Origin of the sequence: Streptomyces sp. NPDC091272 (genome assembly GCF_044757485.1) — a bacterium.
Classification (GTDB): domain Bacteria; phylum Actinomycetota; class Actinomycetes; order Streptomycetales; family Streptomycetaceae; genus Streptomyces.
This window is the reverse complement of record NZ_JBIVVC010000023.1, coordinates 1-12,994: the sequence shown is the minus strand read 5'-3', so window position 1 is coordinate 12,994 and position 12,994 is coordinate 1. Positions and strand designations below refer to the sequence as shown.

The 12,994-nt window shown below is 69.4% G+C and carries 23 protein-coding genes; 6 read left to right on the top strand and 17 right to left on the bottom strand.

The genetic code is table 11. The annotated features are described in order from the left end of the window. Nucleotides 1–521: 521 nt before the first annotated feature. The 11 genes from ACIQM4_RS34505 to ACIQM4_RS34455 all read right to left on the bottom strand — a co-directional run bounded on the left by ACIQM4_RS34505 (nt 522) and on the right by ACIQM4_RS34455 (nt 6,817). The gene (locus ACIQM4_RS34505; protein ID WP_401599526.1) at nt 522–1,094 is read right to left on the bottom strand and encodes a transcriptional regulator; all 573 of its coding nucleotides are present in this window, start codon (nt 1,092–1,094) and stop codon (nt 522–524) included. Nucleotides 1,095–1,108: 14 nt separating this feature from the next. After that, entirely contained in the window at nt 1,109–3,655 is a 2,547-nt protein-coding gene (locus ACIQM4_RS34500; RefSeq protein WP_401599524.1) for a hypothetical protein, read from the bottom strand. A gap of 203 nt (nt 3,656–3,858) precedes the next feature. Continuing rightward, nucleotides 3,859–4,173: a hypothetical protein gene (locus tag ACIQM4_RS34495; RefSeq protein ID WP_401599522.1), complete on the bottom strand. Its 315-nt coding sequence runs from the start codon at nt 4,171–4,173 to the stop codon at nt 3,859–3,861. Further along, the gene (locus ACIQM4_RS34490) at nt 4,134–4,400 is read right to left on the bottom strand and encodes a hypothetical protein (protein WP_401599520.1); all 267 of its coding nucleotides are present in this window, start codon (nt 4,398–4,400) and stop codon (nt 4,134–4,136) included. Before ACIQM4_RS34490 ends, ACIQM4_RS34495 begins: the two co-directional genes overlap by 40 nt. Before the next feature lie 64 nt (nt 4,401–4,464). Beyond that, nucleotides 4,465–4,698, bottom strand: a complete 234-nt coding sequence (locus ACIQM4_RS34485; protein ID WP_401599518.1) for a hypothetical protein — start codon at nt 4,696–4,698, stop codon at nt 4,465–4,467. Between the two features lies 1 nt (nt 4,699). After that, complete coding sequence (locus tag ACIQM4_RS34480) at nt 4,700–4,909, bottom strand: hypothetical protein (protein ID WP_401599516.1); 210 nt, start codon at nt 4,907–4,909, stop codon at nt 4,700–4,702. After that, nucleotides 4,902–5,120: a hypothetical protein gene (locus ACIQM4_RS34475; protein WP_401599514.1), complete on the bottom strand. Its 219-nt coding sequence runs from the start codon at nt 5,118–5,120 to the stop codon at nt 4,902–4,904. Before ACIQM4_RS34475 ends, ACIQM4_RS34480 begins: the two co-directional genes overlap by 8 nt. Then, on the bottom strand, nt 5,117–5,344 hold the full coding sequence (locus ACIQM4_RS34470) for a hypothetical protein (RefSeq protein WP_401599513.1): 228 nt from the start codon (nt 5,342–5,344) through the stop codon (nt 5,117–5,119). Before ACIQM4_RS34470 ends, ACIQM4_RS34475 begins: the two co-directional genes overlap by 4 nt. Then, entirely contained in the window at nt 5,344–6,438 is a 1,095-nt protein-coding gene (locus tag ACIQM4_RS34465) for a hypothetical protein (RefSeq protein WP_401599511.1), read from the bottom strand. The genes ACIQM4_RS34470 and ACIQM4_RS34465 overlap by 1 nt, the downstream gene beginning before the upstream one ends. Further along, nucleotides 6,435–6,653 carry a hypothetical protein gene (locus tag ACIQM4_RS34460; protein WP_401599509.1) on the bottom strand — a complete coding sequence of 73 codons (219 nt, stop codon included), beginning with the start codon at nt 6,651–6,653 and terminating at the stop codon, nt 6,435–6,437. The genes ACIQM4_RS34465 and ACIQM4_RS34460 overlap by 4 nt, the downstream gene beginning before the upstream one ends. Then, complete coding sequence (locus ACIQM4_RS34455; protein WP_401599507.1) at nt 6,650–6,817, bottom strand: hypothetical protein; 168 nt, start codon at nt 6,815–6,817, stop codon at nt 6,650–6,652. Before ACIQM4_RS34455 ends, ACIQM4_RS34460 begins: the two co-directional genes overlap by 4 nt. Nucleotides 6,818–7,033: 216 nt before the next feature. Here ACIQM4_RS34455 and ACIQM4_RS34450 point away from each other — a divergent pair, with 216 nt between their 5' ends. The 6 genes from ACIQM4_RS34450 to ACIQM4_RS34425 all read left to right on the top strand — a co-directional run bounded on the left by ACIQM4_RS34450 (nt 7,034) and on the right by ACIQM4_RS34425 (nt 9,577). Then, the gene (locus tag ACIQM4_RS34450; protein WP_401599506.1) at nt 7,034–7,285 is read left to right on the top strand and encodes a hypothetical protein; all 252 of its coding nucleotides are present in this window, start codon (nt 7,034–7,036) and stop codon (nt 7,283–7,285) included. After that, nucleotides 7,282–7,482, top strand: coding sequence for a hypothetical protein (locus tag ACIQM4_RS34445; protein WP_401599504.1), 201 nt, complete (start codon nt 7,282–7,284; stop codon nt 7,480–7,482). The genes ACIQM4_RS34450 and ACIQM4_RS34445 overlap by 4 nt, the downstream gene beginning before the upstream one ends. A gap of 303 nt (nt 7,483–7,785) precedes the next feature. Then, nucleotides 7,786–8,835, top strand: a complete 1,050-nt coding sequence (locus ACIQM4_RS34440) for a hypothetical protein (protein ID WP_401599503.1) — start codon at nt 7,786–7,788, stop codon at nt 8,833–8,835. Between the two features lie 29 nt (nt 8,836–8,864). Beyond that, the gene (locus ACIQM4_RS34435; protein WP_401599502.1) at nt 8,865–9,167 is read left to right on the top strand and encodes a helix-turn-helix domain-containing protein; all 303 of its coding nucleotides are present in this window, start codon (nt 8,865–8,867) and stop codon (nt 9,165–9,167) included. A 6-nt stretch (nt 9,168–9,173) separates the two neighbouring features. Further along, on the top strand, nt 9,174–9,353 hold the full coding sequence (locus tag ACIQM4_RS34430) for a hypothetical protein (protein ID WP_401599501.1): 180 nt from the start codon (nt 9,174–9,176) through the stop codon (nt 9,351–9,353). Continuing rightward, nucleotides 9,350–9,577 (top strand): pRL2-19, encoded by a 228-nt coding sequence (locus tag ACIQM4_RS34425; protein WP_401599499.1) that lies wholly within the window; start codon nt 9,350–9,352, stop codon nt 9,575–9,577. The genes ACIQM4_RS34430 and ACIQM4_RS34425 overlap by 4 nt, the downstream gene beginning before the upstream one ends. Before the next feature lie 190 nt (nt 9,578–9,767). On the opposite strand, the gene ACIQM4_RS34420 is transcribed toward ACIQM4_RS34425, so the two are convergent. From ACIQM4_RS34420 to ACIQM4_RS34395, 6 genes are all read right to left on the bottom strand, one after another. Further along, nucleotides 9,768–10,121, bottom strand: coding sequence for a hypothetical protein (locus ACIQM4_RS34420; protein WP_401599498.1), 354 nt, complete (start codon nt 10,119–10,121; stop codon nt 9,768–9,770). Continuing rightward, a complete protein-coding gene (locus ACIQM4_RS34415) occupies nt 10,118–10,897 on the bottom strand; it encodes a ParA family protein (RefSeq protein WP_401599497.1) in 780 nt (259 codons plus the stop codon). Before ACIQM4_RS34415 ends, ACIQM4_RS34420 begins: the two co-directional genes overlap by 4 nt. A gap of 236 nt (nt 10,898–11,133) precedes the next feature. Continuing rightward, on the bottom strand, nt 11,134–11,658 hold the full coding sequence (locus ACIQM4_RS34410; RefSeq protein WP_401599527.1) for a DUF6166 domain-containing protein: 525 nt from the start codon (nt 11,656–11,658) through the stop codon (nt 11,134–11,136). A 158-nt stretch (nt 11,659–11,816) separates the two neighbouring features. Next, entirely contained in the window at nt 11,817–12,032 is a 216-nt protein-coding gene (locus tag ACIQM4_RS34405) for a hypothetical protein (protein ID WP_401599495.1), read from the bottom strand. Next, a complete protein-coding gene (locus ACIQM4_RS34400; protein ID WP_401599494.1) occupies nt 12,032–12,220 on the bottom strand; it encodes a hypothetical protein in 189 nt (62 codons plus the stop codon). Before ACIQM4_RS34400 ends, ACIQM4_RS34405 begins: the two co-directional genes overlap by 1 nt. Before the next feature lie 104 nt (nt 12,221–12,324). Further along, complete coding sequence (locus ACIQM4_RS34395; protein WP_401599492.1) at nt 12,325–12,546, bottom strand: hypothetical protein; 222 nt, start codon at nt 12,544–12,546, stop codon at nt 12,325–12,327. Nucleotides 12,547–12,994: the final 448 nt, after the last annotated feature.

Genomic DNA, 12,994 nt, shown 5'->3' with positions numbered 1-12,994 from the left:
GCGCGCGGTCTGCTCCGCAGACGCGACGCGGAGTCGCTACGCGACTCTTTGCGGAGCGCTTCGCGCTCCGGTCTCTGGTCCACTCCGTGGCCCTGAGACACCCCGGCGGGCGCTCCGCACCCTTGGGGTGGGCCAGCGCTCCGCGCTGGCCCTATGCCCGCTTTGCGGGCTGCTGGCTAGGACTTGGGGAGTATCACTCGTGCGAGAGGTGTGTGGTCTCGCACGAGTGATACGAGGCGGGTCCCGGGGGGCCGCGCGGGGGCGGGAGGCGTGCGCCATTTGGTATCCGCTGGGGCCGACTGTATCCCGTGCGTCAAAGTTGATGCCCAGATGGGATGGATCAGAATTAGGGGTACCCCCCTGGTCACCCAATTTCGCGAAGTGCTGATTCCTGGTGATCGCTGGCGGATTCATGAGATCGCTTTAGGTGTCACCAGATATTACACCTGTTAGGGAATACGGAAAGGGGCCCGGTACGCCTCCTGAGAGGTACCGGGCCCCTTCTCTGGTGCCTTATAGAGTCAGGCAGAGAAACCGACGTTCGTCACGTACTCGTACTGTCCCCATTGTGATCCCAGGTCCACGATAACGTTTTCCCATTCGGTGTCCATTGCGGCTGAATCCTCTTGTGCCCAGGCGTCCACAATGCCGTCCCAATCCCGCACGTTAATGTTCCGGTGTTCGGCAACTCGCCTTTGCGGTTGCGGAACCTGGGAGGTATTGGCGGGGTGGATTTCGACCCGGGTTCCGCGCCCGTCGTTATTAAGACGGGTTTTCATTGTGCGGGCGACATTCTTTTTCCGGACGCTCCCATAGGCATTCTCGATTCGCTCCAGATTCTTTTTGCTGGGAGCCCGCTTTCCTTCCATCCACGCTTTCATGGTGCGGGGGGTGACATTGAGCCCTGCGGCTTGCGCGGCAGCCTTGGAGCGTTCGCTTCGATTGAGGTACCGGAGCCGTGCCATAAGGCCGCGCTTTTCCGTGACGGGGGTGGCGATACCGCCCGCGAGGCTGTCCAGCTTTCGTCTGGTGGCTTCCGATCCCTTGATGCCCCGTGCACCGTACCGGCCGAAATCCTGATTCCTGCCTGCCATTTCTTTCCCCTCCCTTACATGCTGGGCTTGCTGGACTTCTTCTTGATGGTGCTTACGAGGGTCCACCAGTCAGCAAGTTCGGCTGCGGTGTAGCAGGTGACGCCTTCCACGTCGATTCCCTCGGGGAACTGCACTCCGTTCTTTCGGCCGCGTGCGATGCGCTGGCGCGCGGCGGCGTAGGAGACCGGGATGAGGCCCTGCTCGCAGGCCTCACGCAGGCTGTAGTGGGGCAGTGAGGCGCTCTCGTCCTGGTCGGCCTGGTGCTCGTAGTGCTCGGTCACAGGGTCGGTCACAGCCGCGGTGCCGGCCTGTGACGTCACAAGCTCTGACCTGGGCTTTCCGATCTTGGGGGCAGGGATCACCGCTCCGGTCACAAGTGTGACGCCCTGCATGTACGCCCCTCCTGCGAGGAACGGCGTAATGGCCAGCTCCTGTGCTGCCTCGCTCAGGGCGTGGTCGTCGATCCAGGGGGCCATTTCGCCGCGGGCGTGCCAGGCCGCGGCCGGTGCGCAGTCCCGCAGGTATTCGCGGGCGAAGGGGGTGATGTAGGCGTACTGGATTTCCTCGACCTGGCCGCCGGTGACGCCGATTACGCCGCGTCCCTTTACGGTGTGGTCCCATTCGACGCGGGGGGTTTCCTGCCCGTACGTGACGGCCCATTTCGGTCCGGAGGCGGCGCCTACGATTCCCTTGGCGCCGATCAGGTCTCGGGTCTCGGTGTCACCGAAAAGGGACAGCGTAAAGGTGTGCGCGCCGATGACGATTTTGTGGTTCGCGGAGCGTCCTTGCATGAGGATCATCTGGAACCACGCCTCAAAGGGCGGCATTCCCTTTCCCTGGAGTCCGTATTTCCACCAGATCTTTGCGGATTTCACGAACGAGGCGAATTCGTCGATGACAAGGAATCGCTCGGGGAGTGCGTCACCCTCGGGTGTGCCTTGGAGTGCTTCGGCGGCTTTCATGGACACGTAGAACTCCGCCATCGCGGCGACGGCCTGCCGCCCGGTTTTGTGGACGCGGATTCCGGACTCGCCTTCGATGTCCTTGAATGCGTTGGCTTTCATGGTGATGCAGTCGATCAGGGCTCCGTGCTGGCGTCCGTGGACAACCGGCATGAGGAGTCCGGTCGTCTTTCCGTCGCCAGTACCGCCGGAGATTCCCCAGTGAGGCGTCTCGGTCGTCGTGTCGATGTACTTCGGGCCGGTATGCACTTCGCCGATGTAGACGCGTGCCGGGTCGTCCGAGGGAATCCACTCGACCATGGTCGGCAACTGGGGCTTCGGGGCGGGCGGGGGCTTCGGCGTCCAGTGCACAACGGAGTTGGCGCCGACGAGATCGGCACGCATAATCCACTCCCCGGGCATCCGCTGATTGACCAGGAAGTCCAATTGCTCGGGTGTCCCGAGCCACCCGCGAGGCACGCGAATACTGATCTGGGTGCTCTCGTCCAGCTCGGGGCTGATGTGCAGCCAGTCCGCGCGTGCGCTCCCACCAGGGACTTTGAGCAGTACGCGCAGGCCCTCCCAGAGACCGGGCCCGTATTCGGCGTCGGCGCCGTCCCCGCTGGGTGCCTGCGTCCACCGGACGTGGCGCCTGCGGCCGGTGGTCTCCCATGCCGCCTCCCACTCACCGGGCACGACGGCTTCCAGCGCCTCCTGGACGTGCTCGCGGTCGGCGGGGGTGCCCAGCAGCGTCATCGGGAGCCGCAGGACGATCGCGGCCCCGTCGGCGTCCGCGTCCCGGGGGAGGGTCAGCCACTTGGACTGGTCGGTGTCGTCGTCCAGGCGCAGCAAGGGCCGGACGGCCTGCCACAGGGTCTCACCGTGGATCTGGTCAAAGTCGTACTCGTAGCCGTCGCCCCACAGGGCGGCGGACAGGATCGCGGTGGGGATCGCGATGGCGACCACGCCGAGCGCGGCCATCGGGGCAAGCACGGCGAACGCGACGAACAGCGAAAGCCCTGTGCGGGCCGTAGCGCGTCCTGCACGCCTCCACTGGTGCCAGGCACGCATTCCCCGCCACAGCGTCCCTACAGCCCGCACAAGGCCTTCCAGGGCCCTTCCGAGGGTGGTAGCGACGGGAGCCGTCCACGCGGCCCACTCGGGGAGACAGGCCGTGATCCGCTTGCGGGCCGCTGCCCAGTCGTAGGGCTCCCAGAGAGTGCCGGCCACCGCGACCGAGCCGAGCTCGGCGGCCGGGGCGTCCAGGTCCAGGAGCGGGCCGGGGCGCCACCAGGTCGCCGCGCTGCGGGGCTCACCCCACATCGGGGCCCCGGAGAACCAGCGGCCGACGGCGCCGAACGCCTGGCCGACCAGGACGGCGACGCCCTCGAAAAACGTCTCGACCGCTCCGTCGAGCCCGGCCTTTTCCTTGCGGCCGGTGTCCTTGAGGTGCTTGGCCCCCATGCCCATGCAGACGCCGATCAGCACGCCGACGGCGGCCAGGACGACCCACCAGCCCTCCTGGGATGCCGGGGCGTGTTCGACGATCCACGCCCCGACGCTGTTGATCCACTGGGTGGTGCCGCCGGTGTCGGCGGCGGCTTGGATCTCGTGCTGCACGTCTGTCCCCTCGTCACGGTGGGGGAGCCGGGCCCGACTTGGCGGGCGCGAATGCCGGGTGCGGGCCCGACTCCCCTGGTGCTGTGCGGTCTTGGCGGCCGGTGTGGCCGTCCATGATTGCTCCCGCCACTGACAACGGCGGGCCCTTCACCTGCCCCAAGGGCCCATCGGGCCCCGTTTGTGACAGTCCGTGCGGATCTTTTTCAGCGGGATTCGCGGGCCCAGATGGCTGCGCGGGTCCAGCCCGCGCGGTCGGCGATGCGGTCGGCCCGCTCGCGTCCGGCGTGGGAGAGCGGACGGCGCCCACGCTTGGTGGGCAGGACGGGCACCATCTCGACGACCAGGTGCACGCCGATGGCGAGGGCGACGGCGACGATCAGGGGCGCCCCCACGCTCAGCAGGGCGATCCCGACGGCGGCGGCGGCCACCGCCTCGATGTAGGCCAGCGCTGCCACCAGCGGCCAGACGATCCAGTTCTTCACGACGTCGCCCCGGCCGGGCGGGCCATCCGTCGGCACCAGGCGGCGTGGTCCTGCGCCCACCGGTGCGCCTCCCGCTCTCCGGTGCGCCGGTAGGGGTGCGTGTCCATCTCGGTCACGGTGGCCGTGCACGCGGTGCACAGGGCGGTCATTCCGACCGTCTGCGGGACGTCTGCGTCGTCCAGCTCGGTCACGGGGGTCAGGTCGACGTGGGCCCCTCCCGCGGTGAGGTAGCGGGCGGCCGGCCACTCCTGGGTGCTGCTCATGTCTGACTCCTTCGGGGGGTGGCCGGGGCCACGCACGGTGCGCGGCCCCGGCGGTGACGAGTACTCAGCGGCGCCGTGCGGCGGCCTTGTCCTTGCGGGCGGCGGCGGCGCGCTCCTGGCGCTCGGCCTCCTCGGCCTCCTCCCGGGCGACGGCATCGGCCTGGAGACGGGCGATGGCCGCGTCCCACTTCCCGGGGCGCCCCTGGGTCTCGATGGCGTGGCCCAACCGACCCACCAGGTAGACCAACCTGGCCTTCTCACTGACCGTGTAGCGGTCCGGCTCGTGTCCGCGTGCCATGTCAGGCCCCCTCGGAATCGGTGGTGCGGCGGGCGCTCTCGCGGTCGGCCATCGGCATCCCGAGCGCCCACCCGGCCGCCAGAGCGGCCAGCGCGATCAGGAGGGCCGGAGCCCCGGCCGCGTCCAGGAGCAGCGCGAGGACGCCCATGCAGGGCCACAGGACGAGCGCGCAGCGGGCGGCGAACGGCAGATGGTTCCAGTGCTCACGCATCGGTGTCCTCCCTCGGGTAGGTGTGGCCGGGCGGCGGGTAGACGCCGGTCTGCGCGATCAGGGCGAAGCTCACGACCGTCTCGAACTCCTCGACCGCCAGGCGCTCGGCGGTCACCTCCTGGTCCAGCGGGATACCGGTGGCGCTGGCGTCGGTGATGTCGGCCAGCAGCTCGGCGGTGCGCTCGTTGTCGATGGCGGCGGCGCGGTTCACCGGCCCCACCCCTTGCGCGGGTAGCCGTGGCCCTCGGGCACCGACAGGTCCCCGCCCACGTTCAGGGCGGCGCTCTCGAAGTCGCTCAGCCCGTCGCACGAGTTGTCGCACTCCCGGCCGCCGTGGCGGTCGGCGGAGTGGACCGTCTCCAGCCCCTCCAGCAGACGGATACTGCGGGCCTGGTCGTCGTCGCGGTTCTCGCGGCGGCCGAAGATCTTCCCCATCAGAGGTACGCCCCCGTCCCGGACTCGGTGGTGCTGGCGGCGGCTTCTGCCGCCCGGATGCGGCGCATCTCGCGCCGGACGGAGGTGACCGGCACCGGCTTGCCCATCAGGGCGGACAGGCGGGCGGACACGACCTCGGGGTCGGTCACCTTGGCGGCCAGCAGCTCGCGGACACCGGCGGCCATACTGCGCGGGGCCTGCGCCGGTACACGTTCCGCCCGGGGGCGGTCTTCCGCCTGCGGCAGCTTGCTGACCTGCGGCGGCGTCACCTCGGTGCGGATGTCCGTGCGTCCGCCTGCGGCATGATCGGCCAGCAGATCGGCCACCGGCACCCCCGCCGCGAGCGCGGCGGCCAGGGAGTCGGCAACGGCCCGCTGCGCCCGCTCCTCCTCCGTCTGCGGGGCGGCGGGTGTCGCCTCGATGGCACGGGCACGGGCCAGCGAGGTGGCCAGGCGTTCGCGGGTGTCCTCCTCGACCGTGGCCGGGCGGACGTGCACCGGCTCCGGCTCGACGTCGGTCACGGCCTGGCGGTCGCGCTCGATGGTGACGACCGGCTGCGCTGCGATCGGGGCGATGCGCTCCCACGCGTCCCGCCGCAGGGCGAGCATCGCTTCCTTGCGGAACAGGAACCAGATCAGGGCGGTGAGGGTGCGGTGCCGCAGCTCAAAGACGATCTCGAAACTGAGCGGGGCGGCGGCCAGCACGACGCACGTCGTCCACCCGCCCAACTGGTAGCCGTGCGCACCGTTGACGACCGCGCTGGCGAGCAGCGCGACCATCATCACGAGCCGGGCGCCCCCGGCGGTGTGCGGGGCGGCGCGGCGGGCGTAGACCTGGAGTCCGGCCGCGACCGCCACCAGGTCGAAGACACCGACCCCGAGAACACCCGCCCACACGGGGGCGCCGGTGTCCATGAGGAGAGTGGCCAGCGACCACCCGGACAACCCCAGCGACGCGGCGGCCAGCAGCACCAGGAGCGCATCGGTGACGCGGGCGTGCATCGGGCGCGGGGGCCGCTTCTGCTTCGGGGCCTTGGGAGGCTTGGGCGGCTTCACCGGCATCGGAGCCGAAACCGCGGTGGGGTACTCACTCATCGCGCACCCCCGGCGGTCGGCGGGATCTGCTTGTGGAGCTCGTGGGTGTGGCACAGGACCGGGGCGATCAGCAGGCTGATCCCGGCGACGGTCCACCGGTAGTTGGTGAGAGGCCCGGGGGGCACTTCATCGAGAATCCGGCCGGTCTTCCCGACCGCACGCGGGTCGTCCGCGCAGGCCCGGATCAGCACGTGGTCACCGGCGTTGAAGGTCATCGCTGGCCCCCGCCCTGCGCGGCGGAGCGGATGGCTTCAGCGGCCTTGCGGGCAGCCTCGGCCTGGCGGCCGGCACTCTCCGCACGGGCGATCGCGGCACGGGCCGTGACGTCGTTGGGCGGGTCCTGGTGGGCGCAGATGATCGCGCCGTAGATACGATCCACGAAGGATCGCCTCCCTGTCGTGTCAGGTGGCGGTCTTAGGCCCTGCGCACCGGTGCTTCCAACACCAGCGCGGGGCCGACCTATTGGGTTTTGGGTACAGCGGTGGCGATGCCCGACCTTCCCGGCCCGGGTGCCTTCCGCTGAGAACGACACTACCGGAAACCATCGTGGATACAAGTCTTATTCAGGTGGTCTGTTTCGTGTAGGGTCCTCCTTGTGGAGATCCCAGAGAAGAAGCAGGCGGAGGCGCTAGCGCGCGTCGCGGAGGTGGGCACACAGCGCGCCGCCGCACTGGCGGAGGCTGAACGACTGACGGGGCCACTGCGCGCCGCCGCAGTGGCCGCAGCCAAAGAAGGCGCTGGCCGCAACCGCATCCGCGAACTCGCTGGGGTCAGCCCGAACACCCTCTACAAGTGGCTCACAGAGGCTGGTCTCGACGTCCGGCCCAAGAAGACCAAAGGGGAATGACCATGGGCCTATTCAGCAAGAGCAAGCGCACGGCAGCCGCTCCCACTGCACAGTCCGACCAGTACCGCCTCACGGCCACCGGCCAACGGGTCACGGTCCTGGAGGACCTCGGCGCCGGTGAGGTCCGTATCGCCATGGACAACGGCCGCACCACACGGGACGACATCGTCAACGCCCGTGACATCACCCCCGCCTGACATCAGCGAAGATCACGAAATGATCACGATGCCGGGGCCCCTGTCCCATTGGCCTGTCGCCGAGTCCTTGGGGCGGGTGAGGGTGATCACCGGCAGCCCTTACGATGCGTGCACGCACCGTCACTAACTGAAAACCGCGAAAGCCCCGAAGCCGGTGGGTTCCATGGACGCCAATCCATGGGCCGGTGATTCGGGGCTGACGCGGGACTCCTAAGCCGTTGCCGAGTGTAGGGCAGAGAAATCTCCCCCCGCCACAGGGCAGCGGCGCACCGCCCCCAAAAGGGGGCAGGAAGGCCCGCCCGAGTGAGTCAGCACACGCAGCGTCCGCCGAATGAGTGCGGCAGCTGCCAGAAGATCCATTCCATCCTGCGGCAGCACAAACTCCGCGCGCTGGGGCAGCCCCCGACCGGCGCGGCCATCGCCACGGGTGCGGGAATCTCCCGCCGCAAGGCGTTGGTCCACGTCGCGTACATGGTCGAGTGCGGGTGGCTGGAGGCGGACGGCCGGACGCCGGTGATTCCGGTGCCCGCCACCCCGGCCACGGCCGTCGCGTCGGAACAGCGGTCCGTGCTGCGGTGGGCGGCCGATCTGGCCTTGTCGTGCCGGACCTGCGGGCGGCTCATGGTCGTGCTGGCCTCCCAGGCCGGGGGCGCGTGGTCGGTCCAGATGGGGCAGTCGGACATCGCGTCCGCGCTCGGGATCTCCGAGCGCCGGACACGCGATCACCTGGCCGCCCTGACCGGGCGCCGCCCGCACGCCCGCCACCCGCAGAGCGGTCCGCTGTTGCGCGGGGAACGTCTGCCCGAGACGGGCGGGCGCGGTGGGCTCCTCTGGGTGTTCCTGGACGGCGTGGCGCGTCCCGGGTCGCTGGCGGAGTTCTACTCCCGCGAGGAGTACGCGGAGCTGCGGCACACGGCACTGGAGATCCTGTCCCAAGTTCCACTGATCACGTCGGGGATGAACGCGCGGGAGCGGACCAGCGCGGCAGAATTGCTGGTCATTCCGCGGTTGCATGTCGGGTATCCGCCCGCCGTGCTCCTGGCCGCGATCACCGATCCCGGCGATTTCGAAGGAGTCGTCCGCGTCCACGCGTACGGGATGATCCGGTGGCGTTTGCGGGAGCGGTGCCCGGAGACGGGCTACGTCGCCACCCTGAAGGAGACCCTGGACACCACGCCGGTCGTCCGTGACTGCGCTGGTGGCTGTGGCCGCCCGATCAAGGACACGCTGGCGGTGACCCACTGCGTGGACTGCCGACGCCGTGAGGCGGCCGGGATCACCCTGGATGTGGCGCTGGAGACGGACGCTCGGCGCCTGCGCGTCATGCGGTGGATGGCGGAGGCCACGTCATGACCGGCCCGTATGCATCCAGTGCATACGGCATGCACGATGCCCATACCCCCAGCTCGGAGAGCACGCTCCGGGACACCGTGGCGGCCCTGATGCGCGCCACCGGCGAGACCCAGGCTGATCTCGGATCGGGTCTGCGGCTCTCACAAGGCCAGGTGAGCCGCAAGCAGGGCGGTGCGTCGTCGTGGTCGCTGGACGACGTCGACCGCCTGTCGGCCCACTACGGCATCCCCGTGCCGGACCTGCTGTGCGGGCCGACGCACGCACTGACCAAGCTCGACCCGCGCCGCCGTGCCGCCACCCTCGGCGGGACCCAGACCACCATCGGAGGCTGATCAGACATGAGCACGGACTCCCGCACCGACGACCAGATCAGGGACGCGGTCAAAGCCGCTGCCGCTCTCGCCCGGCAGATCTCCGACGACCCCATGAGCACCCCGCAGCATCGCCACCTTGCCGAGACCCTGCACCAGGGCATTGACCACGACCTCACGACCCTGGACCAGCGGGGCCAGTCATGAGCGGCCCCAGCCCTGAGGACATGTCACACGCGATGCTGCTCGCGCTGCTCATGCACCACGGCGGCTCGTACACGCTGCCCGCGAGCGCATTCGAGACGGACGCGATCGGCGGTCCGGACGGCGCGTTCCACGCGGTCGAGATGACACCCCTGCCGGACGGTCGGGTACAGCTCGCCGTGGTGGTGCGCCCCGACGTCGACGGGTCGGGAATCACCTACACCTGAGGACGTGGCCGGCACTCCCCGCCCGCCCCGCGGATTCCCCCTGCGGCCGGTGCGCGTCTCGCGTACCGGCCGCCGCCGTGTCCGTCGTCCTGGTGCTCATCGATGCTGGCATCGGACAGCCCCTGACCTGGCGTGATACGCAGATATCCCGTACGTATCTCGTACGGGCTACCTGCGTATGCGGTGAGTGCTACTCGCCGATGTCTGCCGTGATTTCCGCCAGCAGTGCACGGGCCACGGCGTCCGCGTTCGCGGCGGCGGCAGTGAACAGGGCGGAGGCGATCACGTGCTTCGGGATACCCCGCGTCCGGCGGTGAACCTCGTCGACGGCCGCCCTCAGAGTGTCGGCGGATTCCCTGGTGACGTACCAGGACCGGCGCGTCATCTCCGGTGCCTGCACCTCCTCGGGAGACGGCGGAGCGGGGGGCGGGGAAACGTCGGGGGCCGGGGCCGGGGCTTCCCGCATCTTCCGCATCCGGCCGAAATCGTCGGCCAGGCCGCTCATGTCCGGCGGGGGCGGGGTGAGACTGCGTCGCGCGGTCATGCGTCGATCACCGCCTGCGCGAGTTCCCGGTACCAGCCGGACGCCTCGCACTGCGGCGCGTACTCCAGCACGGTCTTTTTCTCCCGCCAGGCCTTGCGGATCTCGGTGCGGTCCCTGATGACTCCCAGCACCGGCGGCTCTCCAAGTGCCTGGAACGCCGCCAGCGTGGACGTGGTGATGCTGCCCCGGCGGACGTCGACCTTGGACGGGACCAGCCCCACGATGTCGATGTCCGCGCCCATGTAGTCCCCGAGCGTGCCAATCTGCCGCAGCAGCATCCGCAGCGCGCGGATCGACGAGTCCTCGGCCTCAACCGGCACCAGGACCCCGCCCCGCCGTCCCGGCCTGCGCCGCGCGGCCAGGAGCGCGGTATCGGTGTCGGCAGCCAGCGACGGCGCACAGTCGATCAGGCACACGTCGTAGTCGTCCTCGAACGCCTCCAGGAGCCGGGAGAGCCGGTGTTCACGCCCCTGACTCATGTACAGGCCGGGCAGCAGCAGGAAAGCGTCCAGGTTCCACGGGATGACGTCGAACCGCTCCCGGTAGTGCGTCACCAGCTGGTGCGCGTCACCGGTCCACTCACCCAGCAGCGCATTCTTCAGCGTGGCGGGCTCCACAGCCTCCGCCAGTCCGAGTGCATCCGTCAGGTGCCCCTGAGGGTCGAAATCGATGACCAGGACCCGTCGGCCCTTCTCCGCGAGCGCAGCGGCAAGACCGATCGTGTCGGCGGTCTTGCCCACCCCGCCCTTCTGATTGCACATGCAGTAGATGTCCACGGAGCGCACCCTAGACCACCACGTGCGACCAGCATGCTCCGCACGGATCACCTCCGGATCACCTCCGGATCACCTGCGTATCACTCCAGGTCACACTCATGTTCTGGTCTCTGGGAGTACCGGACTGCGGGCCCATCAAGGGGTACAGGTCCTTAACTGACGCGGCCTGCGCCGCCCTGTACGTCACCGGGGCCCGCTGTACGTCTCCCAGAAGACGTACAGCGGGCCCCGGCTGCTCACGCCACGACGGCGCGCCCCCTCAGCCAAGCCAGCACCTCACTGCGCCGCAGACGCCACTGCTCCCCGGTGCCACCCTTGGGCCAGCGCGCTACGTAGTCGTCGAAGAACTGCGCCCCGGGTACGGCCACGTTCCCCCACTCGCACCCGTCGTAGCGCGGGCAATCGACCCGGTGGTCTGCGTCGGGTACCGGCCCGTCCGCGTAGGACTCCAGGACGTACCCGTCCGGCGTGGCCGGCACTGCGCGCACCCGCATCCCGCCGGTGCCACCGCAGGTGTGGCAGACAGCGGCGGACCCCAGCGCGTGCAGCAGCAGGCTCCGGGAGAGCTCACGCGGCCCCTGCCCGCCGTAACCCCACTCGACCGACCCGGGCCACCTGTCGCGCCCGGTGGGCGCGTTGGGCAGCTGCCCCAGCTCGGTTCCGTCGACGCTCTCCATCGTCACCACGGCCTCACCGCGGCTGGTCCGGCGGCCGATGTAGACGATGTCATCGGCGGGCGCCACCAGGTGCAGCAGATCCATGTCGGGCACGGGGGTCCTCCTCGGGTACGGGTACCGGTCCCCAGACGCTACTGGGCACCCACGACACCGCCCCCGCCTCCCAGTTGGCGGGAGACAGGGGCGGGAAGGGCTCTGTACGGCCCTGTACGGACTTCGGGAGCATCAGGGGCTCCCGGCGGTCACTCGGGAGCCGTCCAGGCCCTCACGGTGTTCGGAGCCACCCCCGTCAGCTCGGTGATCCGCCGGAGCGGCACCTCCATCGTCCGTGCCGTCTGGATCAGCGGCCGGAGCTCCGCGTCCAGCGCGTCAAGCTGGGCCAGCAGCCGGATCCGGCGCCGCCCCGGCGCCGTCAGGGCCTTCTCTGCGGCGCTCCGCAGCTCGGCAGGCGTACTCATCACCGCACCTCCCAGCCACTGAAGCCACGGCGGACACTGGCCCCGAGCAAAGTGATCTGCCCGTTCGAGGCAGAGACACTGCCCGGCGCGATCTGCTCCGCCTCGGCAAGCAGCGCCGCGACCTGCTCCGCGAGAGCACGGCACCGGGCCTCACGCTCTTGCAGGGATTCGGCTGATCCGGTGTCCATGGCTGCTCCTCGGTCACTGTGGCTGTCTCGTATCAAGCGGACGCGGTACGCACAGGCTGCACAAGGCCGGGGCCGGAGGGAAATCCCCCGGCCCCGACCGCGCGTCAGCTACGCCCGAAAGCGGGATGGTTGGCCCTCACGAGCTCGAAAAGCCTCTCCTTGGGGAGTTCGAGGAGACCAGCCTCCCGCAGCGCCGTATGGGCCCTGTAGGCCGCCGTGCGCTGCGCCTGCCGCGCCCCCGCGTGCTGCGGGTCCAGCGCCACGGCACACGTCGCCTGGTACAGCCGGTAGAAAGCCCGGATCGCGTAAGCCCTGTCGTCGTCCATCACGTACTCCTCAGCATGAGCGGGCACATTGAACCGTCCGTATCAGTCTGACTCACAGAGTGCAGGTTACACAATAGGGCGGACGCAAAGGGGTGTGACCCAAAGCGTCCGGGGTGGGTCACACCCTCTGACCTGCGAAAATATCGAGTTGTCCCCAGAAACGGACCCGAGAATCCACAGGGAGGGTCACACCCAGCCCACAGGTGGGTCACACCCTCTGACCTGCGAAAACGAGGGTTTTCCACAAGGGGGTGTGACCCAAAACGTCCGGGCCCCTAGGAATACATGTCGGCGGGGGTCGAAAGCGGCTCGGCGCGGAGCGGCGAGACGCTCCCGGCAACGGAGTTGCCGGGAAGAGTCGGCGGAGCCGACTCGCAGCGAGGGCGAAGCCCGAGCCGTTAGAGCCGCGTAGCGGCTCCGCGTCGCGTCTGCGGAGCAGACCGCGCGC

Excerpts from the sequence above, each read along its gene's own strand:
- ACIQM4_RS34505 (WP_401599526.1), bottom strand. The coding sequence starts at position 1,094 with ATGGCAGGCAGGAATCAGGATTTCGGCCGGTACGGTGCACGGGGCATC.
- ACIQM4_RS34490 (WP_401599520.1), bottom strand. The coding sequence starts at position 4,400 with ATGAGCAGCACCCAGGAGTGGCCGGCCGCCCGCTACCTCACCGCGGGA.
- ACIQM4_RS34485 (WP_401599518.1), bottom strand. The coding sequence starts at position 4,698 with ATGGCACGCGGACACGAGCCGGACCGCTACACGGTCAGTGAGAAGGCC.
- ACIQM4_RS34480 (WP_401599516.1), bottom strand. The coding sequence starts at position 4,909 with ATGCGTGAGCACTGGAACCATCTGCCGTTCGCCGCCCGCTGCGCGCTC.
- ACIQM4_RS34470 (WP_401599513.1), bottom strand. The coding sequence starts at position 5,344 with ATGGGGAAGATCTTCGGCCGCCGCGAGAACCGCGACGACGACCAGGCC.
- ACIQM4_RS34465 (WP_401599511.1), bottom strand. The coding sequence starts at position 6,438 with ATGAGTGAGTACCCCACCGCGGTTTCGGCTCCGATGCCGGTGAAGCCG.
- ACIQM4_RS34460 (WP_401599509.1), bottom strand. The coding sequence starts at position 6,653 with ATGACCTTCAACGCCGGTGACCACGTGCTGATCCGGGCCTGCGCGGAC.
- ACIQM4_RS34445 (WP_401599504.1), top strand. The coding sequence starts at position 7,282 with ATGACCATGGGCCTATTCAGCAAGAGCAAGCGCACGGCAGCCGCTCCC.
- ACIQM4_RS34435 (WP_401599502.1), top strand. The coding sequence starts at position 8,865 with ATGCACGATGCCCATACCCCCAGCTCGGAGAGCACGCTCCGGGACACC.
- ACIQM4_RS34430 (WP_401599501.1), top strand. The coding sequence starts at position 9,174 with ATGAGCACGGACTCCCGCACCGACGACCAGATCAGGGACGCGGTCAAA.
- ACIQM4_RS34425 (WP_401599499.1), top strand. The coding sequence starts at position 9,350 with ATGAGCGGCCCCAGCCCTGAGGACATGTCACACGCGATGCTGCTCGCG.
- ACIQM4_RS34420 (WP_401599498.1), bottom strand. The coding sequence starts at position 10,121 with ATGACCGCGCGACGCAGTCTCACCCCGCCCCCGCCGGACATGAGCGGC.
- ACIQM4_RS34410 (WP_401599527.1), bottom strand. The coding sequence starts at position 11,658 with ATGGATCTGCTGCACCTGGTGGCGCCCGCCGATGACATCGTCTACATC.
- ACIQM4_RS34405 (WP_401599495.1), bottom strand. The coding sequence starts at position 12,032 with ATGAGTACGCCTGCCGAGCTGCGGAGCGCCGCAGAGAAGGCCCTGACG.
- ACIQM4_RS34400 (WP_401599494.1), bottom strand. The coding sequence starts at position 12,220 with ATGGACACCGGATCAGCCGAATCCCTGCAAGAGCGTGAGGCCCGGTGC.
- ACIQM4_RS34395 (WP_401599492.1), bottom strand. The coding sequence starts at position 12,546 with ATGGACGACGACAGGGCTTACGCGATCCGGGCTTTCTACCGGCTGTAC.